This window comes from Nocardia sp. bgisy134, assembly GCF_057708325.1.
Genome location: NZ_JBYIRW010000006.1, coordinates 282,174 through 305,359, shown reverse-complemented (window position 1 = coordinate 305,359; position 23,186 = coordinate 282,174). Strand labels below are relative to the sequence as shown.

21 protein-coding genes are annotated in these 23,186 nt (G+C 70.3%); 12 read left to right on the top strand and 9 right to left on the bottom strand.

Annotated features, from left to right (window positions below; translation table 11 throughout):
- Window positions 1-39: 39 nt before the first annotated feature.
- A complete protein-coding gene (locus AC3ERS_RS14060) occupies window positions 40-1,359 on the top strand; it encodes an aminotransferase class V-fold PLP-dependent enzyme (protein WP_431967372.1) in 1,320 nt (439 codons plus the stop codon).
- A 165-nt stretch (window positions 1,360-1,524) separates the two neighbouring features.
- Window positions 1,525-2,124 (top strand): Uma2 family endonuclease, encoded by a 600-nt coding sequence (locus AC3ERS_RS14055; protein ID WP_431967370.1) that lies wholly within the window; start codon window positions 1,525-1,527, stop codon window positions 2,122-2,124.
- Between the two features lie 6 nt (window positions 2,125-2,130).
- On the opposite strand, the gene AC3ERS_RS14050 is transcribed toward AC3ERS_RS14055, so the two are convergent.
- From AC3ERS_RS14050 to AC3ERS_RS14040, 3 genes are all read right to left on the bottom strand, one after another.
- The gene (locus AC3ERS_RS14050; protein WP_431967453.1) at window positions 2,131-2,598 is read right to left on the bottom strand and encodes a flavin reductase family protein; all 468 of its coding nucleotides are present in this window, start codon (window positions 2,596-2,598) and stop codon (window positions 2,131-2,133) included.
- A 183-nt stretch (window positions 2,599-2,781) separates the two neighbouring features.
- On the bottom strand, window positions 2,782-3,258 hold the full coding sequence (locus AC3ERS_RS14045) for a YbaK/EbsC family protein (protein WP_431967368.1): 477 nt from the start codon (window positions 3,256-3,258) through the stop codon (window positions 2,782-2,784).
- A gap of 116 nt (window positions 3,259-3,374) precedes the next feature.
- Window positions 3,375-3,704: a 2-oxo-4-hydroxy-4-carboxy-5-ureidoimidazoline decarboxylase gene (locus tag AC3ERS_RS14040; protein ID WP_431967366.1), complete on the bottom strand. Its 330-nt coding sequence runs from the start codon at window positions 3,702-3,704 to the stop codon at window positions 3,375-3,377.
- A gap of 179 nt (window positions 3,705-3,883) precedes the next feature.
- On the opposite strand from AC3ERS_RS14040, the gene AC3ERS_RS14035 reads away from it, so the two are divergent.
- The 5 genes from AC3ERS_RS14035 (at window position 3,884) to AC3ERS_RS14015 (ending at window position 9,023) form a co-directional block, all read left to right on the top strand.
- The gene (locus AC3ERS_RS14035) at window positions 3,884-4,705 is read left to right on the top strand and encodes a crotonase/enoyl-CoA hydratase family protein (protein WP_431967364.1); all 822 of its coding nucleotides are present in this window, start codon (window positions 3,884-3,886) and stop codon (window positions 4,703-4,705) included.
- Between the two features lie 130 nt (window positions 4,706-4,835).
- Complete coding sequence (locus tag AC3ERS_RS14030; RefSeq protein ID WP_431967362.1) at window positions 4,836-5,339, top strand: MarR family winged helix-turn-helix transcriptional regulator; 504 nt, start codon at window positions 4,836-4,838, stop codon at window positions 5,337-5,339.
- Between the two features lie 50 nt (window positions 5,340-5,389).
- The gene (locus AC3ERS_RS14025; RefSeq protein ID WP_431967451.1) at window positions 5,390-7,129 is read left to right on the top strand and encodes an MDR family MFS transporter; all 1,740 of its coding nucleotides are present in this window, start codon (window positions 5,390-5,392) and stop codon (window positions 7,127-7,129) included.
- Complete coding sequence (locus AC3ERS_RS14020; protein WP_431967360.1) at window positions 7,126-8,376, top strand: sensor histidine kinase; 1,251 nt, start codon at window positions 7,126-7,128, stop codon at window positions 8,374-8,376. The genes AC3ERS_RS14025 and AC3ERS_RS14020 overlap by 4 nt, the downstream gene beginning before the upstream one ends.
- Window positions 8,364-9,023 carry a response regulator gene (locus AC3ERS_RS14015; protein WP_431967358.1) on the top strand — a complete coding sequence of 220 codons (660 nt, stop codon included), beginning with the start codon at window positions 8,364-8,366 and terminating at the stop codon, window positions 9,021-9,023. Before AC3ERS_RS14020 ends, AC3ERS_RS14015 begins: the two co-directional genes overlap by 13 nt.
- Here AC3ERS_RS14015 and AC3ERS_RS14010 read toward each other — a convergent pair.
- A complete protein-coding gene (locus AC3ERS_RS14010; RefSeq protein ID WP_431967356.1) occupies window positions 8,993-10,498 on the bottom strand; it encodes an alpha/beta hydrolase in 1,506 nt (501 codons plus the stop codon). The two genes, AC3ERS_RS14015 and AC3ERS_RS14010, sit on opposite strands and share 31 nt — an antisense overlap.
- A 65-nt stretch (window positions 10,499-10,563) precedes the next feature.
- On the bottom strand, window positions 10,564-11,739 hold the full coding sequence (locus AC3ERS_RS14005) for a serine hydrolase domain-containing protein (protein ID WP_431967354.1): 1,176 nt from the start codon (window positions 11,737-11,739) through the stop codon (window positions 10,564-10,566).
- 330 nt (window positions 11,740-12,069) lie between these two features.
- On the opposite strand from AC3ERS_RS14005, the gene AC3ERS_RS14000 reads away from it, so the two are divergent.
- Window positions 12,070-12,312, top strand: coding sequence for a hypothetical protein (locus AC3ERS_RS14000; protein WP_431967352.1), 243 nt, complete (start codon window positions 12,070-12,072; stop codon window positions 12,310-12,312).
- Window positions 12,313-12,475: 163 nt separating this feature from the next.
- Here AC3ERS_RS14000 and AC3ERS_RS13995 read toward each other — a convergent pair whose 3' ends face one another.
- Window positions 12,476-12,967, bottom strand: a complete 492-nt coding sequence (locus AC3ERS_RS13995; RefSeq protein WP_431967350.1) for an inorganic diphosphatase — start codon at window positions 12,965-12,967, stop codon at window positions 12,476-12,478.
- A gap of 235 nt (window positions 12,968-13,202) precedes the next feature.
- On the opposite strand from AC3ERS_RS13995, the gene dacB reads away from it, so the two are divergent.
- The 4 genes from dacB (at window position 13,203) to hpt (ending at window position 17,563) form a co-directional block, all read left to right on the top strand.
- Window positions 13,203-14,594 (top strand): D-alanyl-D-alanine carboxypeptidase/D-alanyl-D-alanine endopeptidase, encoded by a 1,392-nt coding sequence (dacB, locus tag AC3ERS_RS13990; RefSeq protein ID WP_431967348.1) that lies wholly within the window; start codon window positions 13,203-13,205, stop codon window positions 14,592-14,594.
- Window positions 14,595-14,607: 13 nt separating this feature from the next.
- The gene (locus AC3ERS_RS13985) at window positions 14,608-15,726 is read left to right on the top strand and encodes a zinc-dependent metalloprotease (protein ID WP_431967346.1); all 1,119 of its coding nucleotides are present in this window, start codon (window positions 14,608-14,610) and stop codon (window positions 15,724-15,726) included.
- 138 nt (window positions 15,727-15,864) lie between these two features.
- Window positions 15,865-16,947 carry a tRNA lysidine(34) synthetase TilS gene (gene tilS / locus AC3ERS_RS13980; protein ID WP_431967344.1) on the top strand — a complete coding sequence of 361 codons (1,083 nt, stop codon included), beginning with the start codon at window positions 15,865-15,867 and terminating at the stop codon, window positions 16,945-16,947.
- A 58-nt stretch (window positions 16,948-17,005) separates the two neighbouring features.
- Window positions 17,006-17,563: a hypoxanthine phosphoribosyltransferase gene (gene hpt, locus AC3ERS_RS13975; protein ID WP_431967342.1), complete on the top strand. Its 558-nt coding sequence runs from the start codon at window positions 17,006-17,008 to the stop codon at window positions 17,561-17,563.
- A gap of 20 nt (window positions 17,564-17,583) precedes the next feature.
- Here the strand turns inward: hpt and AC3ERS_RS13970 are convergent, their stop codons facing one another.
- Genes AC3ERS_RS13970 through AC3ERS_RS13960 form a run of 3 tightly spaced genes read right to left on the bottom strand, consistent with a single transcriptional unit; the run spans window position 17,584 to window position 23,151 of the window.
- On the bottom strand, window positions 17,584-18,291 hold the full coding sequence (locus AC3ERS_RS13970) for a cyclase family protein (RefSeq protein WP_431967340.1): 708 nt from the start codon (window positions 18,289-18,291) through the stop codon (window positions 17,584-17,586).
- 19 nt (window positions 18,292-18,310) lie between these two features.
- The gene (locus AC3ERS_RS13965; protein WP_431967338.1) at window positions 18,311-20,476 is read right to left on the bottom strand and encodes a serine/threonine protein kinase; all 2,166 of its coding nucleotides are present in this window, start codon (window positions 20,474-20,476) and stop codon (window positions 18,311-18,313) included.
- On the bottom strand, window positions 20,473-23,151 hold the full coding sequence (locus AC3ERS_RS13960; RefSeq protein WP_431967336.1) for a serine/threonine-protein kinase: 2,679 nt from the start codon (window positions 23,149-23,151) through the stop codon (window positions 20,473-20,475). Before AC3ERS_RS13960 ends, AC3ERS_RS13965 begins: the two co-directional genes overlap by 4 nt.
- Between the last annotated feature and the right edge of the window lie 35 nt (window positions 23,152-23,186).

The following is a 23,186-nucleotide window of genomic DNA, read 5'->3' as shown; positions in this document are numbered from 1 at the left end:
TCTCCCGATTGCGAGTCCCTGACCCGACGGGATCACGTGATGACTGCTGTTGTGGGCCAGACCTGTGCCGCCCTCGCCCGCGTGTCGGGTGACGACCTGCCGGTGCCGCTCGTCCAGGGCGGAACCCGCACCTACGCCAACTTCGACTACGCCGCCAGCGCGCCCGCGCTGGCCCCGGTCACCGACCGGATTCAGCGGCTGCTGCCTTACTACGCCAGCGTGCACCGCGGCGCGGGCTACGCCTCCCGCATCTCCACCGAGTGCTACGAGGCCGCGCGCGGTTCGGTCGCCCGTTTCCTCGACGCCGCCGACGATCAGGTGGTGGTGTTCACCCGCAACACCACCGACTCGCTGAACCTGCTCGCCGCGTGTGTGCCCGGTGACACGGTGGTGCTCGATATCGAGCATCACGCCAACTTCCTGCCCTGGACGCGAAACGGTCGCCGCGTGGTGCGCGCCGCCGACACCGTCGCCGAGACCATCCGGTCGCTGGTGGCCGAGCTGTGCAGCAAGCCCGCTGCGCTGCTGGCGGTCACCGGGGCGTCGAATGTCACCGGCGAGGTGCTGCCGCTGGAGCGGCTGGCCGACATCGCGCACCAGTGCGGCGCGCGCATTCTGGTCGACGCGGCCCAGCTCGCCCCCCACCGGCGAATCAGTCTGCGCGAAAAGGGGATCGACTACCTCGCCTTCTCGGGCCACAAGCTGTACGCCCCGTTCGGTGCGGGCGTGCTCGTCGGCCGCCGCGACTGGCTCGACAAGGCCGAGCCCTATCTCGCGGGCGGCGGCGCGGTCCGCGCGGTGAGCGCCGAGCGCACCGAGTGGGCGCCCGCGCCGCAACGCCACGAGGCGGGTTCGCCGAACGTGCTCGGCGTGGCCGCGCTCGCCGCCGCCTGCGACGCGCTCGCCGCGATCGGCCCGGAGACGCTGACCGCCCACGAGCGCCTGCTCGCCGACCGTCTGCGCGACGGATTGTGTGCCATCCCCGGCGTCGAGACGCTGCGCATCTGGTCCGACGGCCCCGACTCGGTCGGCATCGTGGCCTTCACCGTCGCCGGTTTCGCGCCCGGTCACGTCGCCGCCTATCTCTCGGCCGAGCACGCCATCGGCGTGCGCGACGGTCGCTTCTGCGCGCACCCGCTGCTCGCCCGCCTCGGCCTCGACGGCGCGCTGCGCGCCAGCATCGGCCTCGGCACCACCTCCGCCGACGTCGACCGCCTCGTCGCCGCCGTCGCCACCCTCGTCCACCACGGCCCCTCCTGGAACTACGCCCAGACCGACGGCCTCTGGAACCCCGACCCCGAAACCCGACCCTTCACCGCCGACCCCGCCACCGGCGCCGCCCCCTGCCTCGTCGCCTAGGGGCGCTGCGGCGCGGCTTCGCGGCCGGTTGGGAGCGGTCTCGGCGGGATAGTATCGGCGAGACCGTTTCCCGACCTGAGGTTGGCCGTTGAGCGAACGGAGTGAGCGAATCATGTGCCAGCGCGCTATGCGCATGCCGGAGCCGAGCGTCAGCGAGGCGCAGGCATGAGCAATCTGCCTGCGTGGGCGACCGATCCGGGTGCGTTGCTCATCACCGAGGCGGGCTACGACGCGCTGCCGGAGGATGTGCAGCGTCAGATCGAAGTGCTCGACGGTCATGTCATCTTCTGCCGCAGTGGCAGTTTCCAGCACAACAATGTGGCTCGGCGGCTGGCCAACGCTTTGGAGCGGGCGCGCCCGGCCGAACCGTGCACCGGAGTCGTCACCGATTTCGAGATGCACTACGTCAACGGCAGGCCGGGTAGTCCTGGGTTCTCCTTCCGCAGGCCCGATGTGGTACTGCACCGGTGCGTCGAGGAGGACCGCAAGCTCACCACCGCCGACGCGCTGCTGGTCGTCGAGGTCGTGTCACCGGGTTCGGAGTACACCGACACCGTCGACAAGCGGGCCGAGTACGCGCACGAGGGGATTCCGCTCTATCTGGTGGTGCACCTCGACGCCGAGCGTCGCGTGAAGATCGTTCAGGAGTACCGACTGGACTGGGCGAGTCGCACCTATCGGCTCGCCGAAACGCATCAGGACGCCTTGCGACTGACGGGTCCGTTCCCGATGGAGGTCGCGTTCAAGGAGTTGGACGGTGACTGAATCCGCTCAGTCCTCCAGCGAGGACGGGCGGTGGTAGCGGCCGTTGTAGTAGAGCAGCGGTGCGGCGGCCGGTTTTTCGTCGGTGTTGTCGTGGACCCGGGTGACCAGGCCGACGACGAAGGTGTGGTCGCCGATGGGGATGAGCTGCTGGACCAGGGCGCGGATCCAGATCGGGGTGCCGTGCAGGACGGGTTCGCCGGTGTCCAGGGTGGTCCACAGGGAGCGGTCGGTGAAGCGCTCCTCGGCGGAGCGGGCGAAGCGCTTGGCGATGTGCTGCTGGTGTTCGCCGAGGAAGTGGATGACCACCGAATCGGCGTCGAGCATCGCGGCCATGCTGGACGAGGTGTGCGCGATGTTGAACGACACCAGCGGCGGTTCCAGCGAGAGCGAGGCGAACGAGGTGGCGGTGAAGCCGACCGGTCCCTTCTCGGAGCAGAGCGTGACCACGGTGACACCCGCCGGGTAGTGGCGCATGGACGCGCGGTACTGCTCGGCGGTGATTCCGCTCAGATCGTCGGGGATCCGGACGCCGGTGGGCGGGGGCGGTGCTTCGGTCACATGACGAAGCTACGCCCGATCCGCCCGCGCCGGGCCGGGCAATTGTTGTTCGATTGCCGTTCGCCCGGGAAACCCGCAGGTCGCGGGAGGATGTGAGACTCAGTCCACATCGATGGGCAGGCCCGCGGTGATCCGGATCAGCTCGCGGAACGACGTGCGGAACAGCGTGTTCGGATGCCCGCCAGCCGCCCACACCTCCGGGTGCCTGGCCAGCGCATTGTCCACCCAGGTGGGCAGGTTCGCCGGATGCCCGACCGGCGCGACGCCGCCGAGAGGCTGTCCGGTCACCTGGCGCACCAATTCGGCGGACGCGCGGGTGAGCGTGCCTTCCAGCCGCGCGCCGGTCTGCTCCAGATCCACCTGGTGCGCGCCGGAGACCAGCAGCAGCACCGGGTCTTCGTCGAGCAGGAACACCAGCGATTTGATGATCGCGCCCACCTCGACTCCGAGGGCGCGCGCCGCGTCGGCGGCGGTGGGGGTGGGTGTCGGCTGGCTGAGGATGACGCCGTGATGGCCGCGCGCGATCAGTGTGTCCGCGACTCGGCAGGCGACCGGAGGTAGCTGGGCCCTGCTCATGGATCCAGGGTAAGCGGACCGGCGGCTCCGTTCCGGCCATGCGCGAATTCTCGACGGACTTCGTCCGGCCGTGGCCGGGGCGCGATTGCGGGCGGTACGCGGGGCCGGCGCATCGGTCAGTACTCCGGATAGCCCTCGGCGGGTCCGAGCATGGTGGTGATCCGCTCCCTCGTTATCCGCGCCAGCTCGGTGACGCAATGCGGATCGCCGGGCGAGATCCCCTCGTGGACAACGGCTTCCAGCGCGCGATCCAGATCGTCGGGGGAGAGCGCGAGCAGCTCGACGTCGGCCTTGGCCAGCAGCGCGTCCCGATCCGGATAGGGACGCGCGTCGGCGAGCGTGACCGCCCAGGTGACATTGCCGCAGCATTCGAACATGGCGTGTACGGCGCGATTGTGCGACAGGGTGTTGAAGCGGTCGAGGCCGATTCCATGATGCATCAGCATGATTGCCTCCCAACCCGGTGCGTTGGTTTGCTGACGTGACAATGATCCGCCTCTCTTCGAGGCGGGAACCAGTGCGATGCAGATGTTTTGCACAGGATTTACAGACCGCGCCGGGCCTCGTCCCACTGCCGCCGCGGATCCGCCGGAGCGGACGGGCGCGGAGCGTATACGCTGTACAAATGACTGATTGGCAGGCTTTCACCGTCGAGACCAAGGACCACGTCGCGCAGGTGACGCTGACCGGTCCCGGCAAAGGCAATGCGATGGGCCCGGACTTCTGGCGGGAACTTCCCGAGATCTTCCGCGAGCTCGACGCGGATCCCGAGGTGCGCGCCATCGTGCTCACCGGCTCGGGCAAGCACTTCTCCTACGGGCTCGACCTGCCCGCCATGGCGGGCACCTTCGGTCCGCTGCTCGCCGACAAGGCGCTGGCCGCCCCGCGCACCGATTTCCTCAAGGAGATCCGGCGGATGCAGGCTTCGGTCACCGCGGTGGCCGAGTGCACCAAGCCCGTCATCGCGGCGATCTCCGGCTGGTGCATCGGTGGCGGCCTCGACCTGATCGCGGCCGTCGACATCCGCCTGGCCAGCGCGGATGCCAAGTTCAGCCTGCGTGAGGCCAAGGTCGCGATCGTCGCCGACATCGGTTCGCTGCACCGGCTGCCCGGCATCATCGGCGAGGGGCACCTGCGCGAGCTCGCCTACACCGGCAAGGACATCGACGCCGCGCGCGCCGAGAAGATCGGCCTGGTCAACGAGGTGTTCCCGGATCAGGACGCGGTGCTGGACGCGGCGCACGCCATGGCCCGCGAGATCGCCGCCAACCCGCCGCTGGTGGTGCAGGGCGTGAAGGACGTGCTCGACCAGAAGCGCGCCTCGGAGGTGGCCGAGGGCCTGCGCTACGTGTCGGCGTGGAACGCGGCCTTCCTGCCCTCGGAGGACCTGACCGAGGCCATCCAGGCCGTCTTCGAGAAGCGCGATCCGCAGTTCAAGGGTCGCTGAAGCAGTTCGAAGGTCGCCGGCGTGACTCGAAGGTCGCCCGCGCCGGCAATTTCGTTTGCCCCGACCGTCCACGCACCGACATACTTGCGATAAACAACTAATTGATTGACGCAAGTAAAGGTGGCGGCGCGTGGACACGGACGACCTGTCGATCGACACCATCGCGGTGCAACTCACCCGGCTGCAGCGCATCCGGGACAGGACCGCCCTGCAGATCCATACCAAGGACGGCGTGGACCCTGCCGTGTTCGCGGTGCTGTTCCGGCTGCTCTGCGATGGCCCGATGCGCTCCGGCGCGCTGGCCGAGGCGGTGTACTCGGACGCGTCGACGATCAGCCGTCAGGTCGCCCAGCTGGTCGAGCGGGAGCTGGTCCGCAGGACGGCCGACCCCGCCGACGGACGCGCCACGGTGCTCGAGGTGACCGAGCGCGGCTGCGAGGTGGCCGAGCAGATCCGCAGGCGCCGCCACGACAATCTCACCCGTGTGATGGCCGAATGGACGCCGGAGAACCGGGCGCTGTTCGCGGGCCTGCTGAGCCAGTTCGTCGACGATTTCGAACGCGCGCGGCCCGCGATGGTCGCGAGCCTGCCGCACGTGGGCGCGAAGGTCAGTGGAACGGAGAACGATTCGTGACAGCGCCGACCGCCGTGGCGTCGCCCGTTGGGTTCAGCCACCGGCAGATCATGACCATCCTCAGCGGGCTCATGCTCGGGATGCTGCTCGCCTCGCTGGACCAGACGATCGTCTCGACGGCGATCCGCACCATCGCCGACGACCTCGACGGCTATGCGCTGCAGGCATGGGCCACCACCGCCTACCTGATCACGGCCACCCTCGCCACGCCGCTGTACGGGAAGTTGTCCGACATGTTCGGCCGCAAGCCCTTCTTCATGGCGGCCATCAGCATCTTCGTGGCCGGTTCGCTGCTGTGCACGTTCGCGCAGTCGATGTACCAGCTGGCCGCCTTCCGCGCCGTGCAGGGCATGGGCGCGGGCGGTCTGATGTCGCTGGCCTTGGCCATCCTCGGCGATATCGTCAGCCCGCGTGAGCGCGCCCGCTACCAGGGGTACTTCCTCGCGGTGTTCGGCACGTCCAGCGTGATCGGCCCGGTGCTCGGCGGCGTGCTCGCCGGAGAGGACACCATCCTCGGCGTCAGCGGCTGGCGCTGGGTGTTCCTGGTCAACGTGCCTTTGGGTCTGGTCGCGCTGGCGGTGGTGTCGCGGGTGCTGCGCCTGCCGAAGAAGCCGCACTCGACCAATCGGATCGACTGGTTGGGCGTGCTGGTACTGGCCGTCGGGCTGGTGCCGTTGCTCGTCGTCGCCGAACAGGGGCGCGAATGGGGTTGGGGCAGCGCTGCTTCGCTCACCTGCTACGTGATCGGGGCGCTCGGCATCGCCGGATTCGTCGTGGTCGAGAAGGGACTGAAGGACGCGGCGCTGATCCCGCTGCGGATCTTCGCGAACAGGACCTTCGCACTGGGCGTCGTCATCTCGTTCGTGGTCGGCGCGGCCATGTTCGGCGGTATCTCGCTGCTGCCGCAGTACCTCCAGGTGGTGCGCGGGGCGAGCCCGACGCTGGCCGGTCTGCAGATGCTGCCGATGGTGCTGGGGATGATGGTCGGTTCGGTCGTCTCGGGCCAGTTGATCTCGCGGACCGGGCGCTACCGGATCTTCCCGATCATCGGGGCGAGCACGCTCACCCTCGGCCTGTTCCTGCTGCACTTCCTCGACGCGGACACCCCCTTGTGGCTGGCCATGCTCTACATGGGCTGCACCGGCTTCGGCCTCGGCAACCTCATGCAGCCGCTCACCTTGGCGTTGCAGAACGCGCTGCCGCCCAAGGACATGGGCGTCTCGACGGCGGCCGCCACCTTCTTCCGGCAGATCGGCGGCACGCTGGGCGTCGCGGTGTTCCTCTCCATCCTGTTCGCGCAGCTGACGCCGAACATCACCGACGAACTGCGCAGCGCCGCGAGCGACCCGAAGTTCGGGCAGGCGGTGCTCGCCGGTGTGCAGAGCGCCGACCCGGCCGACGCGGCGCTGGCGAAAGGCCTGCTCGCCCAGGACACTTCGGCCGCCGGGGAGGTGCTGCGGGACAGCTCGATCGTCCAGCAGCTGAGCCCGGAGCTGGCCAGGCCCTTCCAGGTGGGCTTCGCCGACTCCATGTCGACGGTGTTCCTCGCGGTCACCGGCCTCGCGCTGGTCGCGCTGGTGCTGGTGCTGTTCTGGAAGGAGGTGCCGCTGCGCACGGTCGGCGGCATCCAGGCGGCGAACGACAAGGCCGAATCGGCGATGCAGGCCGAGACGCGCGTGGTGGAGCAAGCGGGCCTGCCGCTGCCGGGCGGCGCCACCGTGGAGCCGCCGCTGGAGCAGAGCGCGCGGCCCGAGCCCGCGCGGCGCGGCGTCGACGGGCCCGATTCGTGAACGACGGCCGGTGGCGCCGCTTTGCGGAACGGCTGCGGCGACTGCCCGCGGCCGTCGGCTACTTGGTGATCGGCGGCGTCACCGGCCTGTTCGCGCTGTTCGGGGCGATGGGGTTGTTCCTCGTGGCGGTGCTGAGCCTGATCGGGGTGGGGATACCCGCGCTGCCCGAGGCGGCGCGGGTGCTGCGGCCGCTGGCCGCGTTCGAAAGGCGAAGGGCGGCGGCGCGACTCGGCACGCCGATCGAGCAGGTCTACCGTCCGCTGACCGGTGACCTGCGGGAGCGGCTCGCCACGCTCGTCGCCGATCCGGCCAACCGGCGCGACCTCGCCTGGCTGGTGGTGCACGCGCTGACCGGGTTCCCGCTGGCCGCGTTGGCGGTAGTGCTGCCGGTGAGTGCGGTGAATCAGGCGCTGATTCCGGCGTATTGGCGGCTGCTTCCCGAAGGCGCCCTCACCAGTTACGGCTTCGTGGTCGACTCCTGGCCGAGGACGGTGCTCAGCCTGCTGATCGCGATTCCCGTCGGCGCGCTGGCGCTGCGCATCCCGGCAGTCGCCGAGGCGCAAGCGCGGGCGGCCAGGGCGCTGCTCGCCCCCGACGAGGGCGCGGTGCTCGCCCACCGGGTCGCCGAACTGACCGCGACCAGGGCCGCCGCGCTGGACGCGCACGGCGCCGAACTGCGCCGCATCGAACGGGACCTGCACGACGGCGCGCAGGCCAGGATCGCGGCGGTGATCATGCAGCTAGGTCTGGCCGAGCAGCTGCGCGAGCGGGACCCCGAGGCCGCCGCGGGCATGGTGCGCACCGCGCAGGACACCGCCGCCGCGGCGCTGGCCGAACTGCGCGACGTGGTGCGCAGCGTCTACCCGCCGGTGCTCTCCGACCGTGGCCTGGCCAGCGCCGTCTCGGCGCTGGCCGCGCGCAGCCCGATCCCGTGCGTCGTCGAGGTGGGATCCGCGGGCCGCCGCCCGATGGCGGTGGAGGCGGCGGCCTACTTCGTGATCGCCGAAGCCCTCACCAACGCCACCAAACACTCACGGGCCGAACGCCTTTCGATCACCCTCGGCGGCACGGCCGCACTGCTTGTCATCGAGGTCGGCGACGACGGCGTGGGTGGGGCGGAGCCGGCCGAGGGCGGCGGACTCGCAGGCATCCGGCGCCGGGCCGAGGCGCTCGACGGCCGGATGACGCTGGACAGTCCGCCCGGTGGGCCTACTGTGGTGCGCGTGGAGCTGCCGTGCGGGTCGTGATCGCCGAGGACGACGCCCTCCTTCGCGAGGGTCTGGCGCTGCTGCTGAACACCGCGGGCATCGAGGTGGCCGCGGCCGTCGACAACGCCGACGACTTCCTGGCCGCCGTCGCCGCCGACCGGCCCGACGCGGTGGTGGTCGACGTCCGGCTCCCGCCCACCTACACCGACGACGGGTTGCGCGCCGCGGTGCGCGCCCGCGCGATCCATCCGGGGCTACCGGTGCTGGTGCTCTCGTCCTACGTGGAGGACAGCTACGCCGCCGAACTGCTCGGCGACGGCGCGGGCGGCATCGGATATCTGCTCAAGGAGCGGGTCGGCAAGGTGGACCGGTTCCTGGAATCGCTGCGCCGCGTCGCCGCGGGCGGCACCGCGATGGACCCCGAGGTGATCTCGCAACTGCTGGTACGTCGCCGGGCCGACGACCCGCTCGCCGCGCTCACCGCGCGGGAGCGGGAGGTGCTCGCGCTGATGGCCGAGGGCCACGCCAATCCGGCCATCGCCGAACGGCTCGTCGTCACCGAAGGCGCGGTGCACAAACACATTCGGAACATCTTCGCCAAGCTCGGCCTGTCCGCCGACGAGGCCGGGCACCGCAGGGTGCTTGCCGTGCTCGCCTACCTCAACGCCCGCCCAGGATCGTCCTGACAGATCAGGTCGCTCTCGGGCAGCGTGCCGTCGCGGAAGTAGGTGTTGACCGCCGCGTAGACGCAGGCGTTCGGGTACCGCCCGAAGATCGAGTGGATCGGCACGTCCCGCAGGGTGACCATGCGCGAGCCGGTCAGCGCGCGGTGCATGGCGAGCGCCCCGCCGTGCGTGGTGCGGGTGTCGCCGGTGGCCTGCACGATCAGGCTCGGCACGGAATTGCCGATGGCGGTGGGACTTTCGATCGGCGTCGGCCAGAACGCGCAGGGCGTGATGTTGTCGGCGAACGCGCCGAACAACGGCTGACTCGCCCTGCTCGCCTCGATATTGCGCCAGTACCAGTTCTGGTCGCGCGGGGCGTCCACGTCACCGCACATGATCGCCATCTGCGCCGAGTTGTCGCCCGGCCGGGCGGCGAGCATGAAGGCGAGGACGGTGGCGAGTTCCGGACTCGGCTCCGCGGGCATGCCCGCGGCCGCGTCGAGGATGCTGCGCAGCTGGTTCGCCACCTGCGGGTACTGCCGCGGATCGTCGAGGCCGAGGAACAGCACCATGGGAATGCTGTGGTCGTCCAGCTCGAACTCGCCGAGCCGGACGGGCCGCTCGTTCGCGCGGCGGACCAGCTCGAGCACGGTGGCACGGACGGTGGCGCGGTCGGCGCCGAAGCGATATTCGGCGTCGTGGCCCGCAGCCCAGTCGGCCCATCGGTCGAAGGCCGCCTCGTTGGCCGGGCCCATGTCCTGGATCATGCCGACCGGGCCGTACCGGTGCGGGTCCGCCACGCTGTCCAGCACGATGCGGTCACCGCGCTCCGGGAACATCTGGGTGTAGACCGCGCCGAGGTAGGTGCCGTAGGAGGTGCCGAAGTAGCTGATCCGGTCCTCGCCGAGGGCGGCGCGGACGACGTCCATGTCGCGTGCGGTGTTGCGGGTGGTGATGTGGCGCAGCCGCTCGCCCTCGTTCGCCGCGCACCGCGCCGCGAGCTCGGCCTGCTGCGCAACGGATTCCGCGTAGCTCGCGGCGTCGAGGCCCGCCGATTGCAGGCCGAACCCGCGCGGCCAGCGGCAATTCACCGGGGTGGAGCGGCCGACGCCGCGCGGATCCATGCCGATGAGGTCGTAGCGGGCGCGCACCTCCTCGGTCATCGCTTCGCGGACGTCGACCATGGCGTCCAGGCCCGCGCCGCCGGGACCGCCGGGGTTCGAGAGCATGATCCCGCGCCGTTGCGCCGGGTCCGCGGCGGGGATGCGCGAAACGACGACGGTGAGTGTCTGCCCTTGGGGTGCGGCGTAATCCAGCGGGACGGTGACCTCGGCACACTGCGCGCCCAGCGGATCGAGTCGCGGGTCGTCGCAGGACTGCCACGACAGTTGCTGGTCGTGGAAGCGGTCGAGTCGCTCGTCGGCGGATGCCGGTGCGGCGATGAGGAATCCGGCGAGGACGGCCGTCGCGGCCGCGATCGCCTTCGTGGGATGCACTGTGGAGTCTCCGATTTCGTTCAGCGCCGGGAGCGGCGCGGTGCGGGTAGGGCGTCGGGCGTGGATCACCGCGAGCACACGGCGGCGTCGAACGCTCGCTGCACCAACTCGGCGGTCTCTTCGCTGGTCGGCAGCTGATTCACGGTGACGGTCACCGCGAGCCCGTCGGCGGTGACGCCGTTGCGGGTCTCGAATCCCGGGATGCTGCCGCCGTGTCCCCACACCTCTTTGCCACAGGAATTCGGCAGGTGGATGAGCCCCAATCCGTAGCCGGCCTCCGGCATCCGGTCGAAGGGCACGGTGCGCCGCATCTCGTCGAGTTGCGCGGCGGGCAGCAGCCTGCCGTTCAGCAGCGCGCGGAAGAAGCGGTTCAGGTCGGCGCCGGTCGCGATCATCGCGCCCGCGGCGTCGGCCCAGGAGGGGTCGAGGTCGGTGAAATCCGCGCGCACGCCGTCGATCTCGTGGTAGCCGACGGGATGCGGTCCGCGGATTCCGGTCTCACCCACCGCGGGGAACCAGGTGTCGCGCAAGCCGAGCGGCTCGATGATCCGCGCGGTGATCTCGGCGGACGCGCTGCGTCCGGTCGTTTGCTGGATCAGCATGCCGAGCAGCACGTAGTTGGTGTTGGTGTACACCGCGCGAGCGCCGGGCTCGTAGTTCGGCGGCATGGTCATCGCCAGGCGCACCAGTTCGGCCGGGTCGTATCGCCGCAGGCGCACTGCCTCGGTGTCGACCTCCAGCTGCGCGGTGCCGCGCTCGGCGCGCAGTTCGGGATCGCCTCCGGCCAGGTAGTCGGGCAGGCCGCTGGTGTGCTGAAGCAGCTGCCGCACCGTGATCCGGTTTCCGTCGTTGCCGCTGCCGTGCACCACGCCGGGCAGGTACCGCTCGACGGGCGCGTCGAGTTCGACCTTGCCCTCGGCGACCAGTTGCAGCACGACCGTAGCGACGAATGTCTTTGTGTTGCTGCCGATTCGCACGCGTGCGTCACCGGGAAACGGTGCGCTCATGGCGATATCGCCGACGCCCGCGGTAACCGTGCGGTCGCCCGCATCGGTGGTGAGCACCGCCTGCGCGCCGGGGAAGCCACCGTGCACCGTCGCGTCCAGCGCCCGCTGAATCGCCACGGTACGGTCGGCGTCGGCCGGCACGGTGTCGGTGGCGCACGCCGCGGCGGCGAACAGCGCGCCGAGACAGATCCCGGCCGCGGCCGCGCGCAGGCCGTTGTGTCGAAAAACGGTCATGAGCTGTGCGTTCCTCTCCTCAGTGCGCGGCGCAACGCTTGTGCGCCTTGCGTTTCCGAGCATAGGAACGCGAGCTCGGCGCGCCTATGACGCGCGCACCCGTATTCGCGGTGGTGCGTACCGGATCCGCGAGGTAGTGCCAGCACTACCTCGGCCTCCGGTCGCGTACGTCTCCGGTCGGCCGTAGCGGGGGAAACGCCGCGAAGGGTAGAGAAGGTGGAATCGCCCGAGGGCTGGGGTGATCGAACCCTAGGGGTGGCTGTTCGCGGTCGTTTTCCCGCCTACCTTTTGAGGAGTCAACTTCAAACCTCGCTTTCCAGGAGCAGTGAAATGCGAATCAAGTCCTTCCTCGCCGCTGGCCTTCTTGCCACCGCAGCCGTCGCCGGGGTGTCGACGGCTGCCACGGCGAACGCCGCGCCGACCTACCAGGCCGCGGGTTACGGCGCCACCTACATCGGCACCTACGCCACCTTCGAAGCCTGCCGCGCCGACGGCGTCTCGCCCAGCACCGGCGGCTACTACTGGGAGTGCGTCGAGGCCTGGGACGGCTGGGACCTCTACATCTACTACTGACGGCTCACGAGACCATCCGTAAACGGCGCTGCCGCACCGTGATCGGATTCCTGGGGACGTCCGGCACAAGCCGGGCGTCCCCCTTCGCGTTCGGGGGCGGCACGATGCGGGACAACGAAAAAGGCGGGAGGTCCGTACGGACCTCCCGCCTTCGTCGTGTGGCTCAGTGGCCGCCCTTCTCCTCCAGGCGCTTGAAGGAGGCCGCCACCTCGGCTTCGGCCTCGGCGCGACCGACCCACTCCGAACCCTTCACGAACTTGCCAGGCTCCAGGTCCTTGTAGCGCTCGAAGAAGTGCTTGATCGCCGAGAGCTCGTACTCCGGCACGTCGGCCAGGTCCTGGATGTGGTCCCAGCGCGGATCGCCCGCGGGCACACACAGCACCTTGGCGTCGCCGCCCGCCTCGTCCTCCATCTTGTACATCGCGACCGGACGCGCCTCGACGATCACGCCGGGGAACACCGAGTCGGGCAGCAGGACCAGCGCGTCCAGCGGGTCGCCGTCCTCGCCGAGCGAGTTCTCGATGAAGCCGTAGTCGGCCGGGTAGGCCATGGAGGTGTAGAGGAATCGGTCGAGGCGGACCCGCCCGGTCTCGTGATCGACCTCGTACTTGTTGCGAGAACCCTTGGGGATCTCGATGGTGACGTCGAACTCCACGCCATCTCCTTCTGTGCTGCATCCGGTGGCTCGAGCAGGCACGACCGCCGACTCGCCAGGTTGTTCGGGGGAACGGTAGCGAAACGAGGATAGTGTGATCGGTGGGGCCGAGGTTTCGAAGGGCATGCGCCACGGTGGTGCGCGTCAGCCGAGTCAGGGAGACGACGGGCACGTGTTTGGTGGGAACAAGAGGAATATCGGTGACTTGGCCGCGCGGCGACGCCGCAGGACATGGATGGGATTCGGGGTCACCCTCGCGGTGCTGCTGATCGCCGCCGCGGGCGCGCTGGTCGTCATCGAGCCGTGGACGCCGGAATTCCGGCACGGTGGGCTGACCGTCGCCGCGCCGCCCGCCCTTGTCGAGCCGTTCCCACAGGTGGCGCCCGCGCCGTCGGACGCGCCCGCGCCCAGTCCGGCCGGGGTCGTCGCCGCACTCGGGCCCGCGCTGGGCAATCCGGATCTGGGCGCGTTCGCGGGCATCGTCACCGACGCCGACAGCGGGACCACGCTGTGGAGCCAGGATCCCGGCACGCCGATGATCCCGTCGTCCACCGCCAAGATCCTCACCACCGCGGCCGCGCTGCTCGCGCTGCCCCCGGACCAGCGGGTCGCCACCAGGGTGGTCGCCGGTGCGGCGCCCGGCGAACTGGTTCTGGTCGGCGGCGGCGATCCGACGCTCACTGCGCAGGCCGACGGCAAGGGCTACTACCCGAACGGGCCGCGCCTGGCTGACCTGGTCGCGCAGATCCGCTTCTCCGGAAGCGCGGTGGACACCATCGTCGTCGACACCACCGCCTTCGCGGGCGCGACCATGGCCAAGGGCTGGGAGGACGCCGACATCCCCGGCGGCTCCATCGCGCCGATCGAATCGGTGATGATCGACGGCGGCCGCCTCGACCCGCTCGTCGAGTACTCCCCGCGCACCGCGACGCCCGCGCTGGACGCCGGACGCAGGCTGGCCGCCGAACTCGGGCTCGACCCCGGCCGGGTGCGCCCGGGCAAGGCCGCGCCGGACGCGGCCGAGGTGGCGAGCGTGCAGTCCGCGCCGCTGCGTGACCGGCTGCGCGACATGATGGTCCACTCCGACAACGTGCTCGCCGAGACCATCGGCCGGGAAATCGCCCTGGCGACCGGGTACGAACCGTCGTTCGACGGCGCGGTCGCCGCCGTGGCCGCCACACTGGTGAAGGCGGGCTTCGATACGAACGGGGTGGTGATGCACGACACCAGCGGACTCTCGACGGACGACCGCATCCCCGCGCGCCTGCTCGGCAAGATCGTCGCCACCGCGGCCCAGTCGGCCGGTGACACGCCCGCGGGCACCAAGGCACGGCCCGCGGGCGACAAGCTCTCCGCCACGCTGGCGCCGATGCTCGACGATCTGCCGGTCGCGGGCGCGACGGGCTCGCTGGCCAGCCGGTACGTCACCCAGAACAGGGGCGGCGCCGGGTGGGTGCGCGCCAAGACCGGAACTCTCACGGTGGCCAGCACGTTGGTCGGGTATGTGCTCGACCGGGATGGCCGGGTGCTGGCCTTCGCGTTGATGTCGAACGATCGGCCGCCGGAGGTGAGCAGGCCCGCGTTGGACGCCATCGCAGGCACGCTGCGCAACTGTGGATGCTCGTGACGGGTGGTTGACCATGTTCGAAGGCGCTGACAATACTCGCGAATCCGCTCTCGCCGATTCGGTATCGGACGGCAAGGCGCAGCGGCGTCACTCCGGGTTGTCCGGCGCCGTCGACTGGCGGCTGGCCGCCCGCACCGGATCGGCCCTGGTTCCGCCGGGGCCGCGCACCTCGCGGTATTCGGCCGAACAGGTAGTCGCCGAATTGGCCGAGGCGTCCGTGCGGGCCGAGATTCCGGTCCGCCAGGTGAGCGGCCTGCTCGACGACCAGCCTGTGCCCGCGGCGCGCATCGTCGACCGGCCCGGCTGGATCGGCGCGGCCGCCGACTCCATGGCCCAGCTCACCGGCACCGGCGGCGATCCGCACGGCCGCGGCCTGCTCGCGGGCAAACCCGCCGGCGTGCAGGCGGGCGCCATGCTGGCCTTCCTCTCCACGGCGATCCTCGGCCAGTACGACCCCTTCACCGGACCGGACGGCACGCTGCTGCTGGTCGCGCCGAACATCATGGCCGTCGAGCGCGCGCTCGGCGTCCCGCCGAGCGATTTCCGCTTCTGGGTGTGCCTGCACGAGGTGACCCACCGGGTGCAGTTCTCCTCCGCCCCTTGGCTGGCCGGTTACATGCGGACCAATGTCGATGTCCTCTCCGAGGTGGGCGACGAGCCGGTGGCCGACATGCTGGGCCGACTGGTCGACGAACTGCGCGACCGCCGCCGCGGCACCGCGCACGACGACCCGGCCACCCGCGGCGTGGTCGGTCTGCTGCGCGCCACCCAGGCGCCGCCGCAGCGCGAGGCGCTCGATCGGCTGCTCATGCTCGGCACCCTGCTCGAAGGCCACGCCGACCACGTGATGGACGCCGTCGGCCCCAGTGTCATCCCGTCGGTCGGGCAGATCCGCGCGGCCTTCGACAAGCGCCGCAAGCGCCCGACCAACCCGCTGCAACGCCTGCTGCGCGCCCTGCTCGGCGTGGACGCCAAGGTCGCCCAGTACGTCCGTGGCAAGGCTTTCGTCGATCACGTCGTCGACCGCGTCGGCATGGAGCGGTTCAACGTCGTGTGGACGAACCCCGAGACCCTGCCCCTGCCGGACGAGATCGAGAACCCGGACCGCTGGATCGCCCGCGTGCTGGGCTGAGCGTTCGCCGGGCAGGCCGCGCGATCGGGGCCCGGCGAACGGAAACTTCGGTGCTGCTTGCTTTTCGCGGGGTGAACGGCCGGATTCGCGCTTCGGTCCCGGCATCGTGTCGAGCAGAGGATGGGTAATGTCCTCGGCATGGGCCGTGCCGTACGAGCGACGCCCGGGCCGCGCGAGGCGACCGGGTCGACCGCGGGCAACCCTGGTTCGGGCGAGCCGCGCAGGCTGCCGGAAACCGCGGCGGTGCTCGAGGTCAGGCGCGCGGTGCGGGCCTGGGCGGGGGAGTACCTGGCCGCCGGTGCGGCGGTCGCGGTCGGCCTGTCCGGTGGGGCGGACTCGCTCGCGCTGACGGCCGCGGCGGTCGTCGAGATCGGGGACGTCCACGCGCTGATCGTCGACCATCGCCTGCAAGACGGCTCGGGGCAGGTGGCGGCGGACGCCGCGGCGGCGGCGCTCGCGCTCGGCTGCCGGTCGGCCCGGGTGCTCGCGGTGGACGTCGGCGTCGAGGGCGGTGTGGAAGCGGCGGCTAGGACGGCCAGGTACCGGGCGTTGGACGCCGCCCGCGAGGGTGCGCCCGTCCTGCTCGGCCACACCCTCGACGACCAGGCCGAGACGGTGCTGCTCGGCCTCGCGCGCGGTTCCGGCGGACGCTCGATTCACGGCATGGCGGCCTACGCGGAACCGTGGGGCAGGCCCCTGCTCGGCATCCGGCGGGCCACGACCAGGCAGATGTGCGCCGACCTCGGTCGCACACCACACGAGGACCCGCACAACCTGTCGCCCGAGTTCACCAGGGTCCGGCTGCGCACGGAGGCGTTGCCCCTGCTCGAGGACGTGCTCGGCGGCGGTGTCGCGGCCGCGCTGGCCCGCACCGCCGAGCAGCTGCGCGAGGACGGCGCGCTGCTCGACGTGCTTGCCGATGAGTTGCTGGAGGCTGCCAGGGTGCCCGGGACCGTCGGTGATGAGGTGGCGTTGTCCATCGAGACGCTCGCCACTGCCCCCGCCGCGCTGCGCCGCAGGGCGATCCGGTCCTGGCTGTTGGACAGCGGTGCGAAAAACCTGACCGACAAGCATTTACGTGCGGTGGACGCCCTGGTGACGGCGTGGCGCGGGCAGGGCGGCGTCGCCGTCGGCGGCGGGTCACCGGACACGAGGTTGGTTGCGGCGCGCGAACATGGCAGGCTGACATTGCGTGGACACGACCGATGCCCGCGCAAGTGACTGATGCCGAGCGGGATCGATCGAAACCAGCGGCGCACAGGAAGGGAAACCAACTGACGTGTACGGGGACGACATCGCGTCGGTGCTGATCACCGAGGAACAGATCGCCGCCAAGACGCAGGAATTGGCCGAGCTCATCGCCAAGCGCTATCCGGCCGACGCACCCGAGGGCGATTTGCTGCTTGTTGGCGTGCTCAAGGGTGCGATCTTCTTCATGACCGATCTGGCCAAGGCGCTGCCCATTCCGACCCAGATGGAATTCATGGCCGTCTCCTCCTATGGCTCGTCCACCTCGTCGTCGGGCGTGGTGCGGATCATGAAGGACCTGGACAAGGACATCGCGGGCCGCAACGTGCTGATCGTCGAGGACATCATCGACTCCGGCCTGACCCTGTCCTGGCTCAAGCGCAACCTGTCCACCCGCAACCCGGCCTCGCTCGAGGTGGTCACTCTGCTGCGCAAGCCGGACGCGCTGCGCACCCACGTCGAGGTCGCCCACGTGGGCTTCGACATCCCGAACGAGTTCGTCGTCGGCTACGGCCTCGACTACGCCGAGCGCTACCGCGACCTGCCCTACATCGGCACGCTCGACCCGAAGGTGTACGGCGGGTCCTGAGTCGACGGGTCCTGGTCGATTCAGGGCAGCAGCGCGAAAATCGTTGCCGGTGAGCCCGATCCGCCACGGTAGAGCGGGCCGCCGACCAGGATCCACGCGCCCGTCGTCGGCAGTTCCGCCAGATTCGCCAGGCACTCCAGGCTGATCCGGCGCTCGCGGTAGAGCAGCTTGGAGACGGTGTAGGAGTCGTCGGCGCCGAGGTCGGGGCCGAAGGTGTCGATGCCGAGTGCGCCGCGTGTGCCGAGCCGCCCGGTGCGCAGCAGCCATTCCATCGTCTCGACCGCGAAACCCGGCTGGCGACCTGCCGATTCGCCGGTGCCGACGAATTCCGGCCCACCCCATTTGGCGTCCCATCCGGTCCACGCGATCACCGCGGCGCCGTCCGGGATGCGGCCTTGCTGCGACTCCCACCGCCGCAGATCGTCCACCGTGACGGCGTAATCGCGGTCCGCCGCGCACTGCTCGCGCACGTCTATGCGCACGGCGGGCAGCAGCAGGTCGGCGGGTTCCAGTTCGTCGGCGGCGAGCCCGTCGGCATGGAAGTGGATCGGTGCGCCCCAATGGGTCCCGGTGTGCTCGCCCTGCTGGATGTACCGCAGGTAGTAGCCGTCGTCGGCCACGGTGGCGACGACGTCAATTCGGAATTCCGGATCGCCGGGAAAGATCGGCGCGGTCGCCGGATCGTGCACATGCGACAGGCTGACCAGCCTGTCGAACGGTGGCTTCATCGCGCTCCTGGGTGCGTGGCTACAGACCCGGCGCCGTCACGCGCCGCAGCGCGTCCAGATCCCGTTCCATGGCGCGGAACAACAGGTAGACCACGACGAAGGTGACGATGCTCGCGATGCACATTATCCGCAGCGAGACGATGATCTTGGTCAGGTCCGGGGTGCTCAACAGGGTCGACCCCGCGACCGCGATGAGCGGAACCGATGCGGCGAGCAGCACATACAAGCCACTGCGGCGGCGCAGCGCGCGCAGATCCTCGGCCTCGGCTCGTTCGATTCCGCCCTGACCCAAGAACATCGGGTAGATGCAGCGAACGATGTAGAAGTTCATCAGCAGGAACGGATACGTCATCGCGATGACGCCGGAGACCGTGTGCAGGATCATGAAATGCGTGTAGTCACTGGCCGATACCTGGTCGGTGGTGCCGCGCAGGGCGAGCGGATAGACGAGGCCGGAGAGCAGCCACAGCGTGAAGATGATCAGCGCGGCCCGGTCCCCGAGTCGCACGGCCTCGGCGCGTGCCTTGCGCAGCACGTCCTTGTCGTAGCGGACGCCGGCTGCCAACCCGTGCGGCACCGTGATCAGGTATCTGGCCAGGTAGACGAGCAGCACCGTGCTGATGGCGAAGCCGAGGCCGTTGACGATCACCGAGTAGATCTCGAACTGCCGCTGCGCCTGTGCGGACTGCCTGCTGTGCATGAGCATGTTGTTGTGGTCGATGTTGTAGGCCGAGGCCAGCAGGTTGGGCACCGCGATGGCCAGGCCGACCAGCACCACGCGCCAGGCCCGCAGCCGCACCCGCCAGCTGCGCTCGGGCGGGTCGACCAGGTCGCGGGCCCGCGGGTCGAGGCACAGATCCAGCTGCTCGGCCAGCACCGCGCCGCTCGGCCAGCGCCGCCGCGGATCGGGCTCCAGGCAGGTCAGCAGGACGCGGCGCAGTGCGGGCGGGCAGTCGGCGGGCAGCTGCGCCAGCGCCGCCGCGAGCACCCCCGCTCGGCGCGTGCGAAGGGCGGCCTCGACGGTGGCGGGTTCGTCGGCGAAAGGTCGTGTTCCGGTCAGCAATTCCCACAGCAGGACGCCGAGCGCGTAGAGGTCGCTGCGGGTGTCGGGCGCGGGGGTGTCGGGATCGAGCGCGGCGGCGAGCTGTTCCGGAGACCGATAGGCCAGCCAATCGCGCAGCGCGGCAGAGGAATCGGGCGGCGCGGCGGTGCTTTCGCCGGGGGTGAAGTCGGCGAGTTTGGGGATGCCCTCGCTGGTGAACAGCACGTTGGCCGGGTCGATGGCGTGGTGGGCGATGCCGTGACGGTCGGCGTATCCCACCGCGTCGGCGAGGCGGCGGCCGATCCAGGCCACCGTTTCCGGCCAGCTGAGCGTGGCGAGCTCGGCGCGCACCAGGGAGTCCGAGGGCCGGATCTCGCCCTTCGCCTCGATCGCCGCGTCCAGCGCGCCGAGCAGCAGCGCGCCGCCCATCTCCGCGTCGGCCGCGCGGCGACGCCGCAACAACTCCGCCGCGGTGCCGCCGGGCAGGTACTGCATGTAGACGAGGCTGCTGATCTCGCCGCCGGAGGTGAGCACCCGCTCGTCGAATACCCGGACGATATGGGGGTGATCGAGCTGGACCATCGGCTGCGGGTCCGCGCCGCCCGCCGTGGCCACCCGCACCGCGACCACCCGCTGCATGGACCGCTGCCTGGCCAGGAACACCCGTCCGGCGCGGCCGCGGCCCAGTTCGGTCCGCAGGTCGAAATCATCGATCCGCTGCCCTGGCGCGAGTTCGCCGGGGTCGCGATCGACGTGCACCATTCCCGAGTGATAGTGGTCGCCGGTGAGCCGGTCGCGCACCGCGTCGGCCAGTTCGGGGTACTCCGCGAGGAACTCCTCCAGCGGGAGCGGACCGCGGCCGCGCCGGGCGATGAATTCCTCGCACACCAGGTCGACCAGCTCCGGACTGTTGCCGACCTCGGGAAATTCCTTGCGGTACTCCTCGATGCGCTTCGCGGGCCCGCGGCCGCCCCAGCGGTGCCGCAGGTCGATGCGGACCAGGTCGGCGAGCACCGCGACCCTGACCTCGGTGCCGTCGGGAACGTAGTCGGCCAGGCGCGGTGGGTTCGCGCCCGCACCGCGCAGGCAGCGCTGCCAATCGGCGGTGAAGCGGGCGACCGGGTTCACGGGCGCGACGGTCACGGCCGCTCCGCGGCGGCGCGCGGCCGACTGTCGTACCGGCGCGCGCGACGTTGCGCACCCTGCTGCGGGCCGGTCTCGCCGCTGGCGACCACCCGCTCCAGCGCGCGCAGGTCCGCCTCGAGGGCACGGAACAGCAGATACGACCCGACGAAGGCGACGATGGCGCCCGCGCACAGCACACGCACCGCGAAGATCACCATGGGGATGTCTTCGGGCGGCAGGAAGGTCACCCCGGCCACCGCGAGCAGCGGCACCGAGGCGGCGATCGCCAGGTAGCCGTTGGCCCGCCGGTCGAGTCCGCGCAGCCGGTCCGCGTCCTCGACGCTGATGTCCCCGTGCCGCAGGAAGATCGGATAGATGCTGCGGATCAGGTAGAAGGTCGCGAGGAAGAACGGGTACGACGCCGCGATCGCGCCGCAGACCAGCAGCGAGGCCATGAAGTGCACTACCGCGCGGGCGGGAATGCCGCCGGTGGACAGCTGCATCGCGATCGGGAAGGTGAACGCGGCGAGCAGCCACAGCAGGAACGGGATGAGCACCGCTGTCTCGCCGAGCCGCAACGTGTCGGTTCTGGCGCGGCGCAAGGTGTCCGGGTCGTAGCGTTTGCCTTTGCGCAGCCCCTTGGTCACCGAGAGTACGTAGCGCGACGAGTAGATGATGGTGAAGAACCCGATCGGAAAGAACACCGCGTTCACCACACCGGTGATGATCAGGAAGGTGCTCTGAGCGTCCTCGGGCATTCGGTCCACGATGAGGTTCTGGTTGTGCTGGATGTTGTAGAGCGAGGCCAGCATGTTCGGCAGCGCGATCGCCACGATCAGCACCGGGATGATGTAGGGCTGCAACCGCTGCCGCCAGCTGCCCGGCTTCGGGTCGACCAGGTCGCGCGCGCGTTCGTCCAGGCACAGGTCGAGCTGTTTGGCCAGCGTCGCGCCGTCGGACCAGCGTTCGCTGCGCTCGGGTCGCAGGCAGGTCATCAGCACGCGGCGCAGTGCCGCGGGACAGTCCTTCGGTATCCGCTCCTGCGCCGCGGCGTCCACCCCGACGCTGCGCCGCTCCAGCATCGCCTCCAGCGTGGTGTCGTCGCCGCGGGTGCCCGCGCCGGCGGTGGTGTCGTCGAAGGGCTTCGCGCCGGTGAGCAGTTCCCACAGCACCACGCCGAGCGAGAAGATATCCGAGCGGGTGTCGAGGTCGGCGGCGGAACGCTCGCGGCCGGGATGACAGGCCTCCAGCTGTTCGGGCGACATGTAGGCCAGCGAGCCGCCGAAGTAGGCGACCGGGCTGGTGCCCTCCACATTGCGGCTGAAGCTGATGTTGAAGTCGGCGAGCTTCGGCACGGCCTCGGCGGTGAGCAGCACGTTGGCCGGCTTCACGTCGCGGTGCAGCACGCCGTGCGCGGAGGCGTAGTCGAGCGCCTCGGCCAGCCTGCGGCCCAGCCAGGCGACGGTCTCCGGCCAGCTCAGTGTGGCGATCTCGGCGCGCACGCTGGAATCGGTCGGGCGGATCTCGCCCTTCTCCTCCATCGCCGCGTCCACCGCGTCGAGCAGCAGCCGGCCGCTGCGTTCCTCCGGCGAGGTGGCGCGCACCCAACGCAACACGCCGAGCAGCGTGCCGCCGGGGAGGAACTGCATGTAGAGCAGGCGCAACCGCCGCGCGGTCCCGCTCGTTTCGCCCGCGTCGAGCAGCCGCTGGTCGAAGACCCGCACGATGTAGTCGTGGTCGAGCTGGGCGAGGGTCTGCGGCTCGGTGCCGCGGTCGGCGGAGATCTTCACCGCGACGAGCCGCTGCATGGAGCGCTGCCTGGCCAGGAAGACCCGGGCGAACGCACCGCTGCCCAGACCGGTCAGCAGGTCGAAGTCGTCGACGCGCTGGCCGACCTCGATGCGGTCCAGGGGGTCGAGACGACCCGGCCCGGTACCCATCGTGGTGCCGATCGCGGTTGCGGTTCCGGTCAGATCGGCGGTACTCGTTGCCTCCGCCGTGGGATTCACGCCTCTACCACGAACCGATGCGGTGTTTTGGTTCAGCGCGTCGGTGCGATCAGGCGGAGTGGTGGACGCGAGCGCGGTGCGGGTGGCGTCGTCGAGCGCGGCGCGGGTGGCGTCACCGCCGGTGCTGCCGAAGTCCTCGCCCGGCGCTCGCAACGATTCCTCCAGCGGGGCCCAGCGGGTGCTCTGGTCGATGTCGTCGGCATTCAGAAGATCGCGTAACTCGGCCGCTTGGGACGGATATTCGAGCAGACATTCCCGCGGGTCGACGCGCTCGCCGCTCTGACGGCGGACGACGAATTCCTCGTACACCAAACCGGCTGGTATGTTCTGTGGTTCGAGCTCGGGGAATTCGGCGCAGTATTCGGCCAATCGTTTGCGCCGCGGCGTTGGCGGGGGTGTTTCCGGACGAGGCGGTCCTGCCGCGGCCTTGCGCAGCCACCGGTACCGCATATCCACCCGGATCAGTTCGATCAGCGCCTGACGGCGCAGGGTCCGCGCGTCGGGGAGGAACGCGCTGATCTCGGGGAGTAGTCCGGGCCCCTCATCTGGGGCGATGCCGAGCACGGCGGCCCACGCCGCGGCGAAGGCCTCGACCGCGACGAGATCGGATCTGCGCAACCGGCCGTCGGCCTCGGTGTCGGAAGCCGTGTCCGGACGGGTATTTCTATCGGAGTCGGCACTCATTCTCGGACCTGCTAGCTGTGGCGGATGATCGGGAA

What these genes read in the sequence shown, in the direction of transcription:
- AC3ERS_RS14040 (WP_431967366.1), bottom strand. Translation starts at nt 3,704, where the DNA reads ATGCTGATGCATCATGGAATCGGCCTCGACCGCTTCAACACCCTGTCG.
- dacB (WP_431967348.1), top strand. Translation starts at nt 13,203, where the DNA reads ATGGGATTCGGGGTCACCCTCGCGGTGCTGCTGATCGCCGCCGCGGGC.
- AC3ERS_RS13960 (WP_431967336.1), bottom strand. Translation starts at nt 23,151, where the DNA reads ATGAGTGCCGACTCCGATAGAAATACCCGTCCGGACACGGCTTCCGAC.
- AC3ERS_RS14060 (WP_431967372.1), top strand. Translation starts at nt 40, where the DNA reads ATGACTGCTGTTGTGGGCCAGACCTGTGCCGCCCTCGCCCGCGTGTCG.
- AC3ERS_RS13985 (WP_431967346.1), top strand. Translation starts at nt 14,608, where the DNA reads ATGTTCGAAGGCGCTGACAATACTCGCGAATCCGCTCTCGCCGATTCG.
- AC3ERS_RS14025 (WP_431967451.1), top strand. Translation starts at nt 5,390, where the DNA reads ATGACCATCCTCAGCGGGCTCATGCTCGGGATGCTGCTCGCCTCGCTG.
- AC3ERS_RS14055 (WP_431967370.1), top strand. Translation starts at nt 1,525, where the DNA reads ATGAGCAATCTGCCTGCGTGGGCGACCGATCCGGGTGCGTTGCTCATC.
- AC3ERS_RS14005 (WP_431967354.1), bottom strand. Translation starts at nt 11,739, where the DNA reads ATGACCGTTTTTCGACACAACGGCCTGCGCGCGGCCGCGGCCGGGATC.
- AC3ERS_RS14035 (WP_431967364.1), top strand. Translation starts at nt 3,884, where the DNA reads ATGACTGATTGGCAGGCTTTCACCGTCGAGACCAAGGACCACGTCGCG.
- tilS (WP_431967344.1), top strand. Translation starts at nt 15,865, where the DNA reads ATGGGCCGTGCCGTACGAGCGACGCCCGGGCCGCGCGAGGCGACCGGG.
- AC3ERS_RS14000 (WP_431967352.1), top strand. Translation starts at nt 12,070, where the DNA reads ATGCGAATCAAGTCCTTCCTCGCCGCTGGCCTTCTTGCCACCGCAGCC.
- AC3ERS_RS14045 (WP_431967368.1), bottom strand. Translation starts at nt 3,258, where the DNA reads ATGAGCAGGGCCCAGCTACCTCCGGTCGCCTGCCGAGTCGCGGACACA.
- AC3ERS_RS13970 (WP_431967340.1), bottom strand. Translation starts at nt 18,291, where the DNA reads ATGAAGCCACCGTTCGACAGGCTGGTCAGCCTGTCGCATGTGCACGAT.
- AC3ERS_RS14050 (WP_431967453.1), bottom strand. Translation starts at nt 2,598, where the DNA reads ATGCGCCACTACCCGGCGGGTGTCACCGTGGTCACGCTCTGCTCCGAG.